Consider the following 17,692-nt stretch of genomic DNA (forward strand, 5'->3'; position numbering starts at 1 on the left):
GCTCATGAAGATCACCATGCTCGGATGCGGGCCGTCTTCCGGCGTTCCGGTTGTCGGTGATGGCTGGGGGGCATGCGATCCGGCAAATCCGAAGAACCGCAGACGGCGCCCATCGATCCTGCTGGAAAAGGACGGGACGCGTGTTCTCGTCGATACGACCCCCGATCTGCATGATCAGCTTGTCGATGCTCAGGTCACCGACCTGGACGCGATCATCTATACACATAGCCATGCGGACCATGTGCATGGCATCGACGATATACGGCCGCTCTGCTGGGGAACCGGCAAGCAGATCCCGGCCTATATGGATGCAAAGACACGGAGCGATCTCTTCAAGCGTTTCGAATACATGTTCGAGAAAACGCCGGATAGCCCGCCGCACTTCCGCTCACCATTGAAAGCGAAAGACATCGCCGCCGGGGATATGCTGGAGATCGGTCCGTTCTCGATCGAGTTGTCGGAGCAGGATCATGGCCCCAGTGGTACGTCGCTCGGGTTGCTCGTCAACGATGTCTTCGCCTACTCGACCGATGTTGCGATCTTTACCGATTCCGAGCTGGATAGGCTGCGGAATATTCCGGTCTGGATCGTGGATTGTCTTCGCGTCGAGCCGGCCCGAAGCCACGCCAATCTGGAGACAGCACTCGGCTGGATCAACCGCGTAAAGCCGGGCAGGGCGTATTTCACCCATATGGCAGCTTCTCTCGATTACGAAGAGACTTTGGCGAAATGTCCGCCGGGCACCGAGCCTGGCTATGACGGGCTGGTTATAGAGATCTAAGAGGGCACCGCGCCGAGGCCTCGCGCCCCGGCGCAGCACGTCAGAAGATCAGTCCACGGAATCCCGGATCAGCGGTGAGGTTGAGCAGTGAATACCGCCGCCACCCTGGAACATCTTGGCATAGGGTACTTCGACAATCTCGATGCCCAGTTTATCCATGGTGTCCGCCGTGCGGGGCGAGACGTTGGACTGCATGATCACGCGCCCCGGCCGGACCGCGAGGCAGTTCACCACGCCCGTCGGATCGTCCGGATGAACCTCGATGGTGCGGATACCAAGCTCTTCCAGCTTCTCCAGGAACCAGAAGGGCAGGATGCTTGGATTGACGATGGCGGTATCGACATCGACCATTACCATCGTGCCGTCGATATGCAGCCGGTAGCCGGTCAGATCGACGCGCAGCAGCTCGACGCCTTGCGCATTCAGCACTTCCTCGACCTGGCGCGTGCCTTCCTCGTTCACCCGCGAGGAACGGCCGATCACGGTGGTCTTTGAATTCAGCCAGACGAAACTGCCGCCTTCCATCAGGCCGGTGCCGTGGATGGTGCGCAGGATAGGCATGCCGATCGAGCCAAGAGTTTCGGTGACCGGCGCTTCCTCTCCGCGCCGGACGATCGGACCGAGACGGGTGACGATTGCCCCTCCCTTGACCCCGATGCAGGAATCACGGGTATAGACCGCCTTGTGCCGCCCGGGTGCGCAGCGCTTCAGATAGACAACCTCGACCCCTTCGGCCCGCAGCGCGTCAGCCAGACCGTCATGCTGCGCCTGCAGCTCCTCGACCGGATAAACCTCGTCACCGCGCCAATACCAGGTTTCGCCCTCGGCATCACCGTATGAGCCCAGTTGCTCAAGGCGCATTTTCGGGTCGATGATCTTCATCTCGTCGCCGGGACGGTGCATCAGCACCTTCCGCAGCTGGCCGACATCATTGTCGCAGCCCCAGTTGCAGCCCCAGACTTCTTCCTGCTGTGCCGCGCTCTCGAAGGCTGGTTCGGCATGTGACGGAAATGCCTTGATCGTCATGTTGTAGCGGTATTCGAACTCACTGACCGCGCCCATATTCCCGGATCTCCTGGAGGATAGATTTCGATCCTTCAGTCTAGGACTGTCATGGTTGGCAATGGCGTGCTCGTTCGGTGTCAGTGAGTTTCCGGATATGCAGTGACCGGCTGATTGCGCATCGGCCAACAGGCCGTACTATGCTGGCCTGAGCAGGGATCGTGGGAGCAGGTGAATGCTGAAAGTCTGGGGACGGCGCAGTGCCTTCAACGTGCAGAAAGTCATGTGGCTGATCGGCGAGCTTGATCTGCCGCATGAGCACACGGAACTGGGCGGCGCGGCGGGTGGACTGGATGATCCCGCCTTTCTCGCCATGAATCCGAACGGCAGGGTTCCCGTGATAGACCATGACGGAACAGTTGTCTGGGAATCCCACGCCATTCTGCGCTACCTCGCCGCCGTCTTTGGCGATGCCGCGTTCTGGCCGGACGATCCCGCGGCCAGATCACAAGCCGACAGGTGGATGGACTGGTCCCAGACCAGCCTTCAGCCAGCATTTCTGACCGGGATATTCTGGGGCTACTTCCGCGCGCCGGAAGCACAGAGGGACTGGCCAACTATCCGCGAAAAACAAAAGCTTACAGGCCAACACCTAAAGCGTCTGGACGATGCCCTGGAAGGCCGTGAATTTCTTGGCGGGCGGCAATTCGGTCTGGCGGATATTCCGGCCGGAACCAATCTTTACCGGCTCTTCGGCATGGACCTGGAATGGCCCGCGGTACCGCATGTCGAGGCCTGGTACGAACGCTTGCAGGAGCGCCCGGCTTACAGAGAGCATGTCATGCTGCCGTTTCAGGATCTGAAAGGCCGTACCAGTTTTTAAACATGGCCGCCGGGAAATTAATAAGCTTCAGCAGCAGGATAAGAGGAAGCCTTAACGCCATTGGTCATAATTTTCCAAGATCGAGCAGGCTCCAGTCAGCCGGCTTTCCATCGGATTCAGCCCGCCTGCGCAACATGCTCCTGAAGCCGTTTCGGGCCATCTCCAGATCCAGGCGCAAATCGAAACGATTCGATACCGTCCCGGCGACATCGAGCAGGGTTTCAAACCCTTCCATACACCGTGCCTCGTCACGCGCATTCTGGTTTGCCAGAATAAGCCAGCGGGGCTGCTGCCGCTGCATGGCGGTAACGAAGCCCGCCGCGCCTTCCGGTCCTGACGGATCGGGCAGGGGCGGGATCACTTCGCGGACATAAAATTCCATCCAGCGATCGAAATATCCGCGTAACTCCAGAACAGGTTCGTCGCCCGCGCCGGACATGTCAGCCGAACCCAGCCCGGCTGAATCCGGAGTGGCAAAGCGCTCGTAAAGCAGATCTTCGATAAAAACTTCCAGGAACTCATAAAGCGTGGTCGTCGAGCCAATGGCATGCAGCATGCCTGCGAGTTCCTTGGGGACGACCGTAATGTAATCTTCGCGCTGTGAGCTCTTGTGCGATCTGTTGTGCTCGCCCGCATGCCAGGTGATCACCCGACCAGGTTTCTTCAGAGCATCCTCAAGTGCTATTCTGCCCACACAGAGATCCAGTATTGACCGCGACCGAGGAACCGGAACCCGATGATAGACCCGAATTTGATCGGCGAGTTACAGAAAGATCACCAGAAACTGCTTCTTACGAAAGACGAAGCAGCAGCTTTCCTCGGTGACCTCGCTGCACTATGCCGGCAACATCATGTGTTGCTGCGAACATCGGACGGGATGATCCGGTTTTCCAAAAGCTTCGAGAAATCGGACACAAGGACAACCTTCAAGACCCTTGTCGATTCAGCAGGCCGCGCACCGGCGGCGAAAATCGTCATGAAGGACTGAGCCCGGTAAAGCGCTGTTACATCTGATATCGCTCAATCGACGAAAGCGCGCTCTACGACGAATTCACCGGGATTGGAGTTCGCACCCTCGGTGAGGCCAGCTTCTTCCAGGATCCGTTTGGTATCTTTCAGGAAATCCATGGAGCCGCAGATCATCCCGCGATCCACCTTGGGATCGAGCGGCGGGAGGTCGAGGTCGGTGAACAGTTTACCGCTCTGAATAAGATCGGTGATCCGTCCCATATGCGAGCTCTCTTGCCGTGTCGTGGTGGCGTAATGCATGAGTTTTACCGACGCTTCTTCTCCGATCAACGGATCGGATTTGGTCGCCTCGACGAGCTCGTGGCCATAGGTCAGCTCACCCACTTCGCGGCAGGTGTGGCACAGGATGACCTGTTCGAATTTATCGTAGGTTTCCGGATCCCGGATAACGCTTGCGAACGGCGCGATGCCCGTTCCCGTCGAGAATAGCCAAAGCCGCTTGCCCGGGATCAGGGCATCGTTGACGAGGGTCCCGACGGACTTCTTCCGCAGGAGCACTGTGTCGCCGGGCTTGATCTTTTGCAGGTGTTCCGTCAGCGGCCCGTCCGGAACCTTGATGGAATAAAATTCCAGCTCTTCGTCCCAGGATGGCGATGCGATGGAATAGGCCCGGAAGACCGGCTTCTCCGCGTTCGGAAGGCCGATCATGACGAATTCCCCGGACCGGAACCGGAAGGCGGCAGGGCGGGCTATCCGGAATGAGAACAGGCGGTCCGTATAATGCTTTACGGAAAGGACCGGCTCGGCATAGACGCCTGCCGGGACTGGAAAGTCCTGCGTGCCTGTTTCGTTACCGCCTGTTTCCTGCATCGCGTCCGACATGACTCATCTCCATCGAAATCCTGTCGGTATCTTGCCGCGAACAATATTGCTTGTATACAAGCAATATATAAGTCAGGCCTATCTGAGGCCGTCTTCGCCTTTCACGTCCCAGGCTTCCAGCCCGCCCATACGACTGTGCACCCGGCCACCGCATGACATGGCCAGCGCCAGGATCATTTCATCCGCGCGCGGTCCGTCCGGCAGGCGGACTTCGAAACCATCGAAATGGCTCCGTACATAAGCCGCATTGATATGGCCGAGCGGTATATCCAGGCTCGAGCCGACTCCGCCCCGCTTCATGTTGGATGGCACGATCGCGTTCGACTCACCAAGCAGCTGGCGCATCGCATATCCGCCTGGAACATGCCAGAGAGCCCCGTGCTCGAGCTCCCCGTTCTCGCCGACCAGCATCGCCTTGCCATAACCGTCTATCTGGTCCGCGCCGCCGAGTGCCGCGATCAGGCGCTCACTCATCTCCAGACCGAGAGGCTTCAAGTCCTCCATCGCAGGCTGGAGATCGGCCTCATACCGGCCGGCAAACGGATTGTGAACGCAGGCCAGGATGGCACCAAGCTGCCGCGGCGTTTCAGGGGGCGGGCCGCCATCATGCCGGACTTCCTCGATGATCATCTGCATCTTGCGGACGGAAAAATCAGGCATGGGCGAGCGTTCCCTGGATAGCGGTTTCTGTTTCGGCAGTTATGACCACGACATCACCACTGAGCATCAATGACGCCTGGGTGATCTTTCCTTCCGAGACGAGGTGCCGGGCCAACGCTTCGCCGTTCTGAAGAGCCGTGGTTATCTCGGCATGGGTTAGGGCGCCAACGGAGACAGTGATCTCCCGGTCTCCGAGGTCGCTGTCCGGTGCGATGTCCCGTGCCGGCACCCGTTCGATTGCGGGGTGGCCGGGCAGATCGACAGCGTTTGCGATCAAAGTCGCAGCGGCATCGGCGGCGGCGGCCGACCGGGCCGCGACCGTGACCGCATCCGCGATCCCGAGGGAGTGACTGCGGCCACGCCAGCCGGAAGTGGCTATACCGCGCACCGGATCGGCAGCGCGGATATGGATGGCGCCTCCCGGTGCGGCGGCAACAGTGCTTTCGCCTCCCGAGAGATGAAAAGCGATATCGCCGCCATTGTTCACATAGGCTTTCGGAACATCACGCCCGGCGATCATCGCCGACAGGATTTCATCCGCAACCGCCCCGGCAACGGCTGCCATTGGCGTGATAAAAACGCCCTTATATCCGGCGACTGCGGCTTTCATCCGTCGCGCGACCGGGTCATTGAAAACCGACGTGCGCGATACCGGTGAGCGCAAGGCCGGCAATTCCGATACCAGTCCTGTCAGAATGGTTTGAAAGCGGGCAGCCGCCTGCTCGTAACAGGCCGCGCGCTCAGGCCCCCAAGCCTGGATAATCAGGTCGATCGGCCCATGATGCAGATGCAACCGCTGTCCGTCCGGCAGCATGGCCGCTTGCGGCGCGGCACTCATCCGCCGGTTCCGAGGATGCGGCTGTCGGAGCCATATTCTCCGCCCAGGGCAAGAACGTCTTCCAGAGAGCGGACGGCATCGTCATGCCCGCCGAGCTGCCGGTATTCCGCGCGGCTGACGGTAAACTCGAGAGGCGCGACCAGCGCCGGAGTCGGAACGGAGCCGAACGCGCCGTCAGGTGTCTGCATGACGTCGGCCATAATGGTGATGCCGCCACCCGGCCAGACATAGACCGGGGCACCGCCGACCGTGACCTGCGTCTTACGGCCCTGCACCGACCGGGTGAGATTGATGGGGTTTCGGGTAACACCCGAGCGGAGCGAGCCGCCCGCGCCTCCCATGAACAGAACGGTACAGAGAGCTGGCTCGCAATTCTCCGCAATCAGGTCGACGGACCGTCTCAGCTCCTCAGGCATCTGTTGTTCGACCGGCTGTAAATCCTCGTCGAGTACGTAATAGCCGGAATGCTCACCTGTGGTGGAGACCATGAGGACGGACAGACCGGGCCGGGCGCCTTTCTTTTCCTTCCAGGGGCCGAGAATGCTCAGCGGGTCCTCGATATTGGTGCCGCCCCAGCCAAGACCGGGTTCTGCGACGCGGAAATAGCGGCCCGGCGTCGAGCGATGGCCGAGAATGCTGATGCCCGTATCCGGCCAGTCGATGACCTTTCCGGCCTGATGCTCCGAGACAACGCCGGTAATGTGATCGTCCACTACCACCACATCGTCCACGAGGCCCTTCCATTGCGAGGCGAACATGCCGATGGCGGCGGAGCCGCAACCGACCCGCATCCGCTCTTCGGGTGTACCGTCGACGATAGGGGGCTTTCCGGCCTGTACGATCACCGTCGAGCCGCCATCCACGGTCAGCTCGACCGGCTCCTTGTTGCACAGGCTCAGAAGCGCGGCACAGGTCTTGCGGCCTTCGGCCTTGCTGCCTCCGGTCAGGTGGTCGACGCCGCCGAGCGACAGCATCTGCGAGCCGTATTCCGAGGTCATGACATGACCGACCGGCTCGCCTTCCGCCCGGACGATCGCCGCTTCGTGACCAAGGTGGCGGTCGGTGTCTATCTTCACCTTGACGCCGCAATAGGAGAAAATGGCTTCGGTGACGACGGTGACGAAATCCGCACCGTCGATCTCCCGGCTGACGATGAAGGGAGCGGGTTTGAAGTCCGGATAGGTCGTGCCAGCACCGACGGCAGAGACAACCACCGTGTCGCCCGATACGGTCTGCCCGTCCCATTCGGCGGCAAGAAACGGCTTGATCTCGTCGCCTTTGGCCAGACGTTTGTCCAGGATCGTCAGCGGATCGCAGCGAATGATCTTGCCATTCTCGTTGGCATAACGGTCACAGGCTCCAGCCCGGCCCTCGGCGATGAAACACATCACCGGACAGGCATCGCAGCGGATTTTTTCGGGGCGGCTCATTGCGCGGCCTTTATCGCCGCGAGCACACGATGGGGCAGGGCGGGGACCTTTGTGATCCGGGCACCGGATGCGTGCCTGATTGCATTCAGGATCGCGGGGGCGGTCGGGATCAACACATGCTCGCCAAGCCCTTTGGCACCCATCGGCCCTTCCGGATCGTGTTTCTCGATGAAGATCGACTGCACTTCCGGCATGTCTCCGATCGTCGGGATCAGATAGTCATGCAGGTTCTCCGTGCGGCCCGGGATGAACTCTTCCATCAGGGCAAGCCCAAGCCCCTGCGCAATCCCGCCTTCGACCTGACCCTCGGCAAGCAGCGGATTGATGACCCGTCCAAGATCATGTGCGGCGGTGATGCGAATGACCCTGGTCCTGCCGAGTAGCAAGTCGACTTCGACTTCGGCCATTTGCGCGCCGTAGCCATAGACGGCGTAAGGCGTGCCCTGACCGTCCTCGTCCAGCGCGGTCGTTGGCGGATCGTATGTCTCTTCCGCCATCAGGACATAGCCGTCCGGGTTCACCGGAAGCGCCTTCAGATCGATCTCGCGCCGTTCGTCGCCGTGGCTGACGATGATGCTGCCGGTGCCGAGTTCGATGCGCGCGGTTTCCGGCAAATTGGTGAGGCGCAGGATAGTGTCGCGCAGAGCCACGCCCGAGCGCTCCGCCGCCTTGCCGGAAATATAGGTCTGGCGGGAGGCCGAGGTCTTGCCGCAATCCGGCGTCAGAGCCGTGTCGGGACCGATCAGCTCGAACAAGCTGAGCGGGACGCCCAGCGCGTCCGCCGCGATTTGTGTGATCACGGTGTTTGAGCCCTGACCGATATCGGTTGCGCCCTGGTGCAGTTTGAGCGTGCCCCCGGCCGTGATGCCGATGCGGATCGTCGAGGGGTTCGGCAAAGCCGTGTTGCCGCATCCGTACCAGCAGGAAGCGACGCCGATGCCGCGTTTCAGCACCGGTGACGTTTCATTATGTGCGGCGGCTTCGGCGAGTGCCCTGTCCCAATGAGGTTTGAGCGCGTCCAGGCATTCCTCGATCCCGACGGCTTGCAGCACCTGGCCGGACGGCGTCGCATCGCCATCCCGTAGCGCGTTCAGGCGCCGGAATTCCAGTCGATCAATGCCGCATTTCCCGGCAAGATCATCGTACAGCACTTCCTGGCAGATCGCCGCCTGCGGCACGCCAAAGCCCCGGAAAGCGCCCGCAGTCGGCCCGTTGGTATGGATGGCCCGGCTGGTTGCCCGATAGTTCGGGGTGAGGTAGGGGCCGGAGGCATGCACGGGGACGCGGGTCGCCACGGTTGGCCCCCAGCTGGCATAGGCGCCGGTATTGAAATCGCCATGCAGGACCATGGACGTAATCCGGCCGTTCTCGTCGGCACCAATCGATGCATCCAGCGTACCGGGATGGCGCTTCGTGCTGGCCCGCATGGATTCGGACCGGCTGAAGACCATGCGGCAGGGCCGTCCCGTCTTCAGAACGGCCAGCCCAAGGAGCGGCTGGACCGTGATGTCGAGCTTCGAGCCGAACCCGCCACCGGCAGCCGACGGAATGATCCTGACCCGTTCCACCGGCAGGCCCAGAACCTTTGCAGTATCGTCCCGGTCCATCACCGGCGCTTGCGTACAGGCCTGAATCACCAATGTATCGCCATCAAGCCAGGCGGCACCCGCTTCCGGTTCGATATAGGCGTGCTCGACATAGGAGGTTTCGAAGCTCCCGGACGCGACATGCGCCGCCGATTGCATGGCTTGGTCCGGATCTCCACTGGCGACGCGGCCCCGAATCAGCGTGTTCTCTGATCGGGTCTCATGCAATTGGGGGGCACCAGCCATTCCGCCCTCGGCTTGCGTTAGGCTATGGGGCAGGGCGGTCCATGTGACCGGGAAATTTTCGAGATCCATCGCTTCGACCAGTTCCGGGTCGCCGACGATCAGGGCCACAGGCTCGCCACGATAGCGCGTGACTTCTTCGGCGATGGCCGGTTGATCTGCGAGTGGCGGGATAACGCCGAACCGGTTCTCCCCCTCAATGTCCGCCGCTGTCACCACGGCAGAGATACCGGGATGGCCTATCTGCCATTGCACGATGTCGCCGAGTTCAAAACGGGCATGGTGGTACGGAGAGCGGATGGCCCGAACCGCAAGAGATCCTTCGGGTGCATAGTCGGCGCCAAAGATTTCCGTGCCGTCGACCTTCCGGACACCGTCCAGTCTCGGCACCGGGTGGCCAACTGCTTTCCCGGCAACAGGGGCGACTGTCTCTTCTATCGGCGATCCGACTGCCATAATGGCGGATATGATCTTTCTGTAGCCAGTACAGCGGCACAGCACACCGGCGAGCGTGTCCTCGATTTCGGCAATGTCGGGTTTTTGGTTGTTCTGCAACAACTCCATGGAGGCCATCAGAACGCCCGGTGTGCAAATGCCGCATTGCGCAGCACCGTGTGCCAGAAACGCCTTTTGCAGCCGCCCCATCAGAGCCGGATCGGCGGTTTCCACCGTCTCGACCCGCCGTCCGGCAACCTGGGCAACGGGGGTAAGGCATGCGCAATGCTGCCTGCCATCGATCAGCACGGTGCAGGCGCCGCAATCACCGGCATCGCAACCGATCTTCACGCTCTTCAGGCCGAGGTCATCCCGAAGCACCTCGGACAGCCGGCGTCCCGGCTCGGACAGGATGGCATGCTGTTCACCGGCGACAGTCAGCATCATTCGGCTTGAATGCACATTCATCCCATGTCTCCCGGACCGGCCTGTAGTGCGCGCAACGTGCGGCGAAGCAACTCGGCAGCGCTTGTGTTTCTGTAATCAGCATCCGCGCGGATATCGTCGATGGGGCTCAGGGCATCAGCGACGAGCTGGTCAGATACCGCGTCCGGGTTCAGCGGATGACTGACAAGAGCGCGTTCCGCAGCATCCAGCCGTTGTGCGACGGGCCCGCAGGCGCCGACGGACAGAGCCGCTTCGGTCACGATGCCGTCTTCGATCACGACACGTGCCGCAACCATGGAAATCGAGATCACAAGATATGTGCGGGCACCCAGTTTCAGAAAATGACTGCTTCCGGCAAGAGCCTTGGCCGGGATCTTCACCGCAGTCAGGATTTCGTCCGGTCGCCGCTGTGTTTTGCGCGGGCCGGTCAGATAGTCCGCAAGAGGCAGAGTGCGCACACCGCTTGATGCACTCAGCTCGACCTCTGCATCGAGCACCAGAAGAGGCGGCACACCGTCCGCCGCGGGTGAGGCGTTGCAGAGGTTGCCGGCAATTGTTCCCCGGTTCTGGATCTGTCTCGATCCAACCTCCCGCGCGGCCAGTTGCAAGGCATGCAGGGCAGGCGGCAGATCCGCTTCAGCGATCTCGGCCCAGGTTGTCGTCCCACCGATCGTCAAGCCTTCCTGATCCCGGCGGATACCGGAGAGGCTTTCGATTCCGGTAATGTCCAGCACGTCGTAGGGAAGGGACTTGCGTTCGGTCGACGGGTAAAGGTCAGTACAACCCGCTGCCACGGTAAGCGGCCTCGATGCCAGTGCATCCAGGGCAGACGCCAACATATCAGGTCGCAGATAGGTCATCGTGGCTGGCATCATGAACACACAAACTTGTTTGTATACAAGTGGATGTTGCGGCAACCCCGTCAACCTGTCAATAGAAGCGGATGGGAAAAAGCAGCAACATGGCCGATACGTACCGGCTTTCAAATCAGGTCGGTTTCAACCTCCGGCGGGCCAATCAACGCCATGTCGCGATCTTCAGCCGGCATGTTGACGGTATGACGCCGACACAGTTCGCCACCCTTGCCCGACTCTATGAGCTTGGCCCTCTGTCCCAGAACAAACTGGGACGCATGACGGCGATGGACTCGGCCACGATCAAAGGGGTCGTCGAGCGTTTGATGGCCAAGAATCTGCTGACATTGCGCCCGGACCAGAATGATCAGCGACTCCGTATCGTGGAGTTGACCGAGGAAGGGCAGGCGGCTTTCGAGGCTGCGCATGTTCAGGCTCTCCGGGCCAGGGAAGAAACGCTCGAGCCGCTTACGGCCGAGGAAACCGAAACACTGGAAGCCATCCTGGCGAAACTCGTCTGAACGACAGAGCCGGGTTAAACACCGACATATTTGTGCAAGAGCGTCTGATCGGACTTGAGATCAGCCACCGGAACGATTTCACGTCCGTGCCCGTTCTCAAGAAACGCAACGCGATCCGCCAGAGACAGAACCGCTTCGATCCGTTGTTCAACCAGGATGACCGCGACGCCTTGTGCCCGCATCTCGACGATCGTCTCCCTGATGATATCGATCATTGACGGCTGTAATCCTTCGGTCGGCTCGTCCAGCATGAGAACCGATGGCTCCAGGCAGAGCGCGCGGGCCGTCGCCAGCATCTGCTGCTCTCCGCCGGAGAGGGTCTCGGCACGCTGATCGAGACGTTCGCGGAGACGGGGAAACATCTCCAGGACCCGCTCGCGGGTTTCCGTTCCCTTGTCGCGGGCCATCAGGCCGATTTCGATATTCTCGGCGACCGTGAGTTCCGAGAACAGGCGCCGTCCTTGCGGAATATATCCAATGCCCCGCTTGGGCGCTTCTTCTGCCGGCAGGGCGCTTATGTCCTGTCCGTCGAGAAGCACCTTGCCACCGGACGGTTTCACCAGCCCCATGATTGCTTTCAGGGTCGTGGTCTTTCCCGCGCCGTTACGGCCGAGCAGGCAGAGCACTTCACCCGGAACCGCTTCGAAACTGACCTCGTGAAGCACCTGAACGGGACCGTATCCCGCACTGACCCTGTCGAGCTTCAACATGGAGCCGTCCCCAGGTAGGCGTGCTGGACGCGTGCATCGGCGCGGACTTCCTCGGGTGTACCGGAGGCCAGAACACGGCCGGTCTCGAGCACGGTGATGGCATCGGCGAGTGACATGACGACATCCATATTATGTTCGATCAGCAGGATCGTCGTCTCTGCCCGCAGCCGGCCGATCAACTCCTTGAAACCGGCGATCTCGCTTTCGGCGAGACCCTGGGTCGGCTCGTCAAGAATGAGCAGGCGCGGGTTCTGGGCGACGCCCATGGCGATTTCGAGAAGGCGCTGATGGCCGTAGGAAAGGGTGCCAGCGATCTGATCCGCCCGGTCCCGGAGGCCAACCCGGTCAAGCACTGCCAAAACGTCAGCTTCCTCGCGTGATCCGAGCGCCAGCGCAACATTGTCGAACAGACTGAGGCGGGCATAGATCGCCGTGATCTGAAATGTGTAGGCCATGCCGCGCCGGATGCGTGCATGCGCAGGCAGAGGGGTAACGTCTTTGCCGTCGAACCAGACTTCGCCGTCACTGGCTTTGATCCGTCCGGCGACCATGCCGACGAACGTGCTCTTTCCGGCGCCGTTCGGGCCGATCAAGGCGTGCACCTGTCCTTCCGGGAGTGAGAAATCGACCCGGTCTACGGCGGTCAATCCGCCATATCGGCGGCTCAGGGCTTTTGTCTGCAGCAACATCATGGCAGCCACGGCACCCAGCGCCTCCGGATTTCCCCCACTATCCCGGCCCGGGCAAACAGGGTCAGGAGGACAAGCACCAGACCGGCAATGATCATGTAGGCGCTGGTCAGACTGCTGGAATAATCGATCAGGTAGAACATGAAGGCCGCGCCGATCAGCGGACCGATGGTCGTCCCCGCACCGCCCAGCAAGACCCAGAGCAGCGGAAAGATGGAATAGTGAACAGATGCGAAGGTCGCGCCCACATAACCGAAGAGCAGGGCGTAACCGGCACCCGCCGCTCCCGCGATCGATCCCGAAATCACCACAGCCGCGAATTTATGCCTGAAGACGTTATATCCGAGCATCTGCGTCCGCTCTTCGTTTTCGCGTACAGCGACCAGGACATGACCGAAAGAGACCTGCATGATCCGGGCGGTGATAAGTAAAACCGTTGAAAAGAGCAGCAGCGCCGCGAGATAGCGCGTCACGGGGTCGGTCAGGTCCAGTCCGGCTATCTGCCGGGTTGCCTGGGGCAGCACAAATCCTTCGTCACCGCGTGTCCATTCACCGAAATGAAGGATCGTCAAAAACGCTGCCTGCGCGAACATCAGGGTGACGATCATGAAAGCCACGCCGATCGTTCTGAGCGCGAGCACCGCAACCAGCGCCGCCAGCACCGCCGCCGCCAGGATCCCCACAAAGAAAGCCGGGAGTGCGGGGACGCCGCCATATTGCATGGCGAGGCCCAGCCCATACATGCCCGCAGCGAAAAACATCGCGTGTCCGAGGCTGAGCAATCCCGTGTAGCCGAAAAGCACATTGTAGCCGACCGCATAAGTGGCCAGCACCATGATCCGCGCCAGATTCCCCTGATGATAGGCGGGGAGCAGAAAGCAGAGGCAGAAAAGCACGCCGATCAGGCCGACATGAAGCGCGGTCTCGCGTTTGATGGTGCTCATGACGGTTTCTTCCCGTAAAGGCCTTGCGGACGGAAGACCAGGATCAGCGCGACCAGCATGGTGGCGATGATCTTGGCGAGCGTCGGGCTGAAAAACACCGAGATGATGCCGTCGGACATGCCAATGATGATCGCGGCGACGACAGTGCCGCGGATCGAGCCGAGCCCGCCGATGATGACGACAATAAAGCTCAGCAGGAGCGGATCGCCGCCCATCAGATAGTGTGCCTGCTGGATCGGTACGATCAGAACCGCCGCCAGGGCGGCGAGGCCTGCGCCGAGGCCGAAAACAAGAGAATAGACCCGCTGAACCGAGATGCCGAAGGCCTGTGCGGTTTCCCGGTCAAGCTGGGTCGCACGCAACACCAGTCCTAGGCGCGTGCGGGAAAACAGCAGCCAGAAGCCGACAAGAATGAACATGGCGGCACCGATGACGAACAGCTTGTAGCTCGTCGTGCCGAAGCCCCATGGGTAATAAAGTTGCAGACCGGTTTCGCCGAATTCGAACCAGGGCAGGGCGATGCGGCTGTTGAAGGGCGGCTCCACCGGGCGCGCTTCCGGTCCGTATGTCATCAGCACTGCTTGCTGGAGAATGTAGAGAATGCCGATGGTCGCGACGATCGTCGCTTCCGGATCGTAATCGACATGCTTCAGGACCAGATGATCCGCGGCAATGGCCAGCGCGGCGGCAAACAGCGGAGCTATGACCAGGGCGGCCAGAAAAGCGATGGCGGGGTGCCCCGGGATAATCGAGGCCACGAACCACGTCGCCACGGCGCCCAGCATGAAGAATTCGCCATGCGCGACATTGACGACCCGCATGACGCCGAACACCAGCGAGAGGCCGAGCGCAGTCAATGCGAGCACGGCGGCGCCGACAGCGCCCTCTAGCGAGGCGAGCAGAAGGTGAGGACCAAAATCCATTTTTCTCTGGAATAGCAAACCGGAGCCCAGTGGGCTCCGGCGCTCCTAAAAAGTGATCAGAAGGACATCTTCGTGTAGTCGACTTCGTCCGGATACAGCGTGTCCTCAATGGACGTGGTGTGAACCTTCACCAGCTTTCCGTTCTCGACCCGGGAGATGTACTGCACGCCGAAGACCTGGTGGGTCTTGCCGTTGAACAGTTTCGGGCCTTGCGGATGAGCGTCGCTCTCCGGGATGTCCGTGATCGCTTCGACGGCTTCAATCAGCTTCTGGCGATCGGACGGCCCCTGATAACCGGAGGCTTCCATTCCCGCCTTGATGATATTCAGCGTCTCCCAGCATCCGAACATGTGTGCGTAAGTGGAGACGTCTTTCGGATCGGAGACCGAAGCCCCGTTCTCGTCGACGCCCACAGCTGCGCGATAGTTCTTGTCGAAACTGGTCTGGTCGGCTTGCGCATAACGCGGATTGCCTTCCCAGAAGTAAGTCCCTTCCAGGAAATCCAGACCGGGAGAGGAGAGATCGACAGCTTCCAGGCTGTCGATGAAGCCGAAGATTTCAGGCCGAGACGGGCCGAAGAATTCCCCCAGCTCCTTGACGAACGTCAGGACGCCCGGGCCTACCATGACATGGTAGATCACCTCTGTCTCACGCGGGATACGCGGGAAATACTTGGTGAAGGAGGTTTCGCTCGGCGGGATCGCAATGTGCTCGAGCACCTCGCCACCCTGCGCCTCGATAGCCGAGGTAAAGAAATCGCGATGGTCGTGGCCAAAGGCGAAATCCGGGAAGATCATCGTGACCTTCTTGCCGAGATTTTTGCCGATGAACGGTGCCATGGCCTGAACCTGGCTCTTCACGTCGGTGATACCGGGCTGAAGCGTGTAGCGGTTTAGCTTGCCGCTGGCCACGTGATGGCCTTCAGAGACCACGAAATACGGGATCTTGAGTTCCCCGGCAGCGGGGGCCGATCCATAGACCACGTGGCTGAAGAGTGTCCCGAACGCCACGTCGCAGCCATGCTGATTGGCGAACTTCTCGACCACTTCCGCCCCGCGCTTGGGATCGGTTCCGTCATCCTCGGCGACAATTTCGACCGGGCGGCCGTTGATGCCGCCTGCATCGTTGATCGCCTTGACAGCGGCAGCGGTTGTCCGTCCGTACCAGCGTCCGTAGGCAGCGCCAATTCCCGTTGAATGCTGCTGGAAGCCGATCTTGATCGGTGCGGAGGATTGAGCCTGGGCAAATCGGCCAGACAAAGGTACAGCCGCCAAAAGGCCGCTGGCCGCCGCCCCTTTTATGAGAGTTCGGCGACTTGGTAACTTGTTAAACATCGGCAGTCTCCCTGTTGGCGAGGCGCTGGTTTTTGAATGGTCCGCTTAACCTCGCGAAAAGTTTGTTTGTATACATGCAACATGTCCAGCGGTTTCTTCCGGACAGCTGCGGTCGATCTGAGATAACGCTCATGCTCCCCTCGGAGCCGCGAGCAACCATAATCCCAAAAATGTGTACAAAATCATGAAAATAGAGAGTGGCAGCGTGACCAGAACGGCACGACGGTTCTCCGGGAACAGACCGAGGGCCATCCGGTGTGCCAGCAGTACGGACCATACATGCCCCAGGACAACCGCTCCCGCTTGAGACAGCCAGATAATCTCGACCGTAGCGATACTGTTGAAGAAACCCGTGGTGACATGAAACGGCGCAAGCCCCAGGACATCCGCGCCGCGCGCGAAGGGATCGTTCAGGGCACCAAGAGTATATTGGCCGTTCACCAGGAAGGAGGTCAGGTAATGGGCAATATGATAGGCAAACGCGATCGGCAGCAAACTCAGTGCGAGCCGCTCGAACACGTCTGTGAATTTCGCTTTTGTCCGGGCCGCGGCCAGACCCAGCCAGACGGTTATGGCAAACATCACGGGTAAGGCGACGACCGCGCCGAACAGACCGAGAAGCGTCGGCACGACAACGGCGGAGCGGCCAGGGAATTCAAGCGGGTTGACCCCGATTATTCCCAGCCACCAGAAGGTTTCGTTTATTCCGTCGAAACTTCCGGCGGCGAGCAGGGTCAAGGCGAATATTCCCGCTGCGGGAACAGGCTTGCGGCCAATCAGACGCCAGCCGGGGATGCCGGCACCCGCCTGATTACCGGTCTGTACCGGCGCTAGATCCGCATAGCGCGCGGACAGGACCGATCCGAGTTCGACCTGCCCCAGCCAGTTTGGCCCGCACAGCACCAGGCCCATCATCATCGCAAGCCAGTAAAACCCCACCAGCTTGGCCAGACGGCCCGGATCGTCGGGAGCTATATCCGCGAGCAGAAAGGCGGCAAATCCGACCAGCAGCAGAACAGCCGGCCAGACGCCGAGCCGGGAAGGTAGATGAACCAACGGCCGTATTGAGCCGAGAAGGCGGTAAAGGCCGGTCCAGGGATTGAGCCAGAAAAACAGATCTCCGAACAATCCTGTCAGGCTGACCAGGCCGATCCAGCCAACAGTCCAGAACATCAGCGGCATCAGATTGGACAAGGGATCGCGCGGTCCGGTGAGGCCGATATAGATCGCCGCCAGCATACCCAGAAAAGATATGAGGCTGGTGATTGTCCGAAGATTTTCCCATGCCGGAGCCGTGAAACTGCGCTCGCGAAACAGTGTCAGAATGAAACGGCCCGGAATGGCGATCAGCAAGGCCACGGTGAGCGCGACCACGGCAACACCGGATGCCGTATAAACGCCGGTCGGCAGCAGCAGCACGAATCCCTGCTCGGACGCATGAGCCCATGCCGTTCCCGGCCAGAGGACCGCCAGCTTGACCGCAAAAATCAATTTCCGCACTGTCATAGGGTATTTCCATGTGAGAGTGGCGTCATGAGAACCATCCTGATTTTTTTGGTCC

At 60.6% G+C, this 17,692-nt stretch carries 18 protein-coding genes; 4 read left to right on the forward strand and 14 right to left on the reverse strand.

The genetic code is table 11. From position 1 onward, the window contains the following. Positions 1-4: 4 nt before the first annotated feature. Positions 5-781, forward strand: a complete 777-nt coding sequence (locus tag AAC126_RS01885; protein WP_339849405.1) for an MBL fold metallo-hydrolase — start codon at positions 5-7, stop codon at positions 779-781. A 48-nt stretch (positions 782-829) separates the two neighbouring features. Here AAC126_RS01885 and AAC126_RS01890 read toward each other — a convergent pair whose 3' ends face one another. Next, entirely contained in the window at positions 830-1,843 is a 1,014-nt protein-coding gene (locus tag AAC126_RS01890; RefSeq protein WP_339849406.1) for an arginine deiminase family protein, read from the reverse strand. Positions 1,844-2,018: 175 nt separating this feature from the next. Here AAC126_RS01890 and AAC126_RS01895 point away from each other — a divergent pair, with 175 nt between their 5' ends. Continuing rightward, positions 2,019-2,666: a glutathione S-transferase family protein gene (locus AAC126_RS01895; RefSeq protein ID WP_339849408.1), complete on the forward strand. Its 648-nt coding sequence runs from the start codon at positions 2,019-2,021 to the stop codon at positions 2,664-2,666. Positions 2,667-2,730: 64 nt separating this feature from the next. On the opposite strand, the gene AAC126_RS01900 is transcribed toward AAC126_RS01895, so the two are convergent. Beyond that, positions 2,731-3,360 carry a hypothetical protein gene (locus tag AAC126_RS01900; protein WP_339849411.1) on the reverse strand — a complete coding sequence of 210 codons (630 nt, stop codon included), beginning with the start codon at positions 3,358-3,360 and terminating at the stop codon, positions 2,731-2,733. Between the two features lie 42 nt (positions 3,361-3,402). Between AAC126_RS01900 and AAC126_RS01905 the strand changes: the two genes are divergently transcribed. Further along, complete coding sequence (locus AAC126_RS01905; RefSeq protein ID WP_339849413.1) at positions 3,403-3,654, forward strand: hypothetical protein; 252 nt, start codon at positions 3,403-3,405, stop codon at positions 3,652-3,654. A 32-nt stretch (positions 3,655-3,686) separates the two neighbouring features. Here the strand turns inward: AAC126_RS01905 and AAC126_RS01910 are convergent, their stop codons facing one another. From AAC126_RS01910 to AAC126_RS01935, 6 genes are all read right to left on the reverse strand, one after another. Further along, a complete protein-coding gene (locus AAC126_RS01910; RefSeq protein WP_339849415.1) occupies positions 3,687-4,517 on the reverse strand; it encodes a ferredoxin--NADP reductase in 831 nt (276 codons plus the stop codon). Positions 4,518-4,595: 78 nt separating this feature from the next. Continuing rightward, complete coding sequence (locus tag AAC126_RS01915) at positions 4,596-5,177, reverse strand: amino acid synthesis family protein (RefSeq protein ID WP_339849417.1); 582 nt, start codon at positions 5,175-5,177, stop codon at positions 4,596-4,598. Continuing rightward, positions 5,170-6,015, reverse strand: coding sequence for a UPF0280 family protein (locus tag AAC126_RS01920; protein ID WP_339849420.1), 846 nt, complete (start codon positions 6,013-6,015; stop codon positions 5,170-5,172). The genes AAC126_RS01915 and AAC126_RS01920 overlap by 8 nt, the downstream gene beginning before the upstream one ends. Then, positions 6,012-7,445 (reverse strand): 6-hydroxynicotinate reductase, encoded by a 1,434-nt coding sequence (locus AAC126_RS01925; RefSeq protein WP_339849422.1) that lies wholly within the window; start codon positions 7,443-7,445, stop codon positions 6,012-6,014. The genes AAC126_RS01920 and AAC126_RS01925 overlap by 4 nt, the downstream gene beginning before the upstream one ends. After that, on the reverse strand, positions 7,442-10,177 hold the full coding sequence (locus tag AAC126_RS01930; protein ID WP_339849424.1) for a molybdopterin cofactor-binding domain-containing protein: 2,736 nt from the start codon (positions 10,175-10,177) through the stop codon (positions 7,442-7,444). The genes AAC126_RS01925 and AAC126_RS01930 overlap by 4 nt, the downstream gene beginning before the upstream one ends. After that, positions 10,174-11,031 carry a xanthine dehydrogenase family protein subunit M gene (locus tag AAC126_RS01935; protein ID WP_339849426.1) on the reverse strand — a complete coding sequence of 286 codons (858 nt, stop codon included), beginning with the start codon at positions 11,029-11,031 and terminating at the stop codon, positions 10,174-10,176. Before AAC126_RS01935 ends, AAC126_RS01930 begins: the two co-directional genes overlap by 4 nt. A gap of 86 nt (positions 11,032-11,117) precedes the next feature. Between AAC126_RS01935 and AAC126_RS01940 the strand changes: the two genes are divergently transcribed. Next, positions 11,118-11,531 carry a MarR family transcriptional regulator gene (locus AAC126_RS01940; RefSeq protein ID WP_339849428.1) on the forward strand — a complete coding sequence of 138 codons (414 nt, stop codon included), beginning with the start codon at positions 11,118-11,120 and terminating at the stop codon, positions 11,529-11,531. 14 nt (positions 11,532-11,545) lie between these two features. On the opposite strand, the gene AAC126_RS01945 is transcribed toward AAC126_RS01940, so the two are convergent. The 6 genes from AAC126_RS01945 to AAC126_RS01970 all read right to left on the reverse strand — a co-directional run bounded on the left by AAC126_RS01945 (position 11,546) and on the right by AAC126_RS01970 (position 17,637). After that, positions 11,546-12,241, reverse strand: coding sequence for an ABC transporter ATP-binding protein (locus AAC126_RS01945; protein WP_339849430.1), 696 nt, complete (start codon positions 12,239-12,241; stop codon positions 11,546-11,548). Then, a complete protein-coding gene (locus AAC126_RS01950) occupies positions 12,235-12,933 on the reverse strand; it encodes an ABC transporter ATP-binding protein (protein ID WP_339849488.1) in 699 nt (232 codons plus the stop codon). Before AAC126_RS01950 ends, AAC126_RS01945 begins: the two co-directional genes overlap by 7 nt. Next, positions 12,930-13,874, reverse strand: coding sequence for a branched-chain amino acid ABC transporter permease (locus AAC126_RS01955; RefSeq protein WP_339849432.1), 945 nt, complete (start codon positions 13,872-13,874; stop codon positions 12,930-12,932). The genes AAC126_RS01950 and AAC126_RS01955 overlap by 4 nt, the downstream gene beginning before the upstream one ends. Beyond that, positions 13,871-14,797 carry a branched-chain amino acid ABC transporter permease gene (locus AAC126_RS01960; protein WP_339849435.1) on the reverse strand — a complete coding sequence of 309 codons (927 nt, stop codon included), beginning with the start codon at positions 14,795-14,797 and terminating at the stop codon, positions 13,871-13,873. The genes AAC126_RS01955 and AAC126_RS01960 overlap by 4 nt, the downstream gene beginning before the upstream one ends. A 56-nt stretch (positions 14,798-14,853) precedes the next feature. Beyond that, positions 14,854-16,056 (reverse strand): ABC transporter substrate-binding protein, encoded by a 1,203-nt coding sequence (locus AAC126_RS01965; RefSeq protein ID WP_339849438.1) that lies wholly within the window; start codon positions 16,054-16,056, stop codon positions 14,854-14,856. A gap of 204 nt (positions 16,057-16,260) precedes the next feature. Continuing rightward, on the reverse strand, positions 16,261-17,637 hold the full coding sequence (locus AAC126_RS01970) for a hypothetical protein (RefSeq protein WP_339849440.1): 1,377 nt from the start codon (positions 17,635-17,637) through the stop codon (positions 16,261-16,263). Positions 17,638-17,692: the final 55 nt, after the last annotated feature.

The organism is uncultured Nisaea sp. (assembly GCF_963974195.1).
In the GTDB taxonomy this organism is placed as follows: domain Bacteria; phylum Pseudomonadota; class Alphaproteobacteria; order Thalassobaculales; family Thalassobaculaceae; genus Nisaea.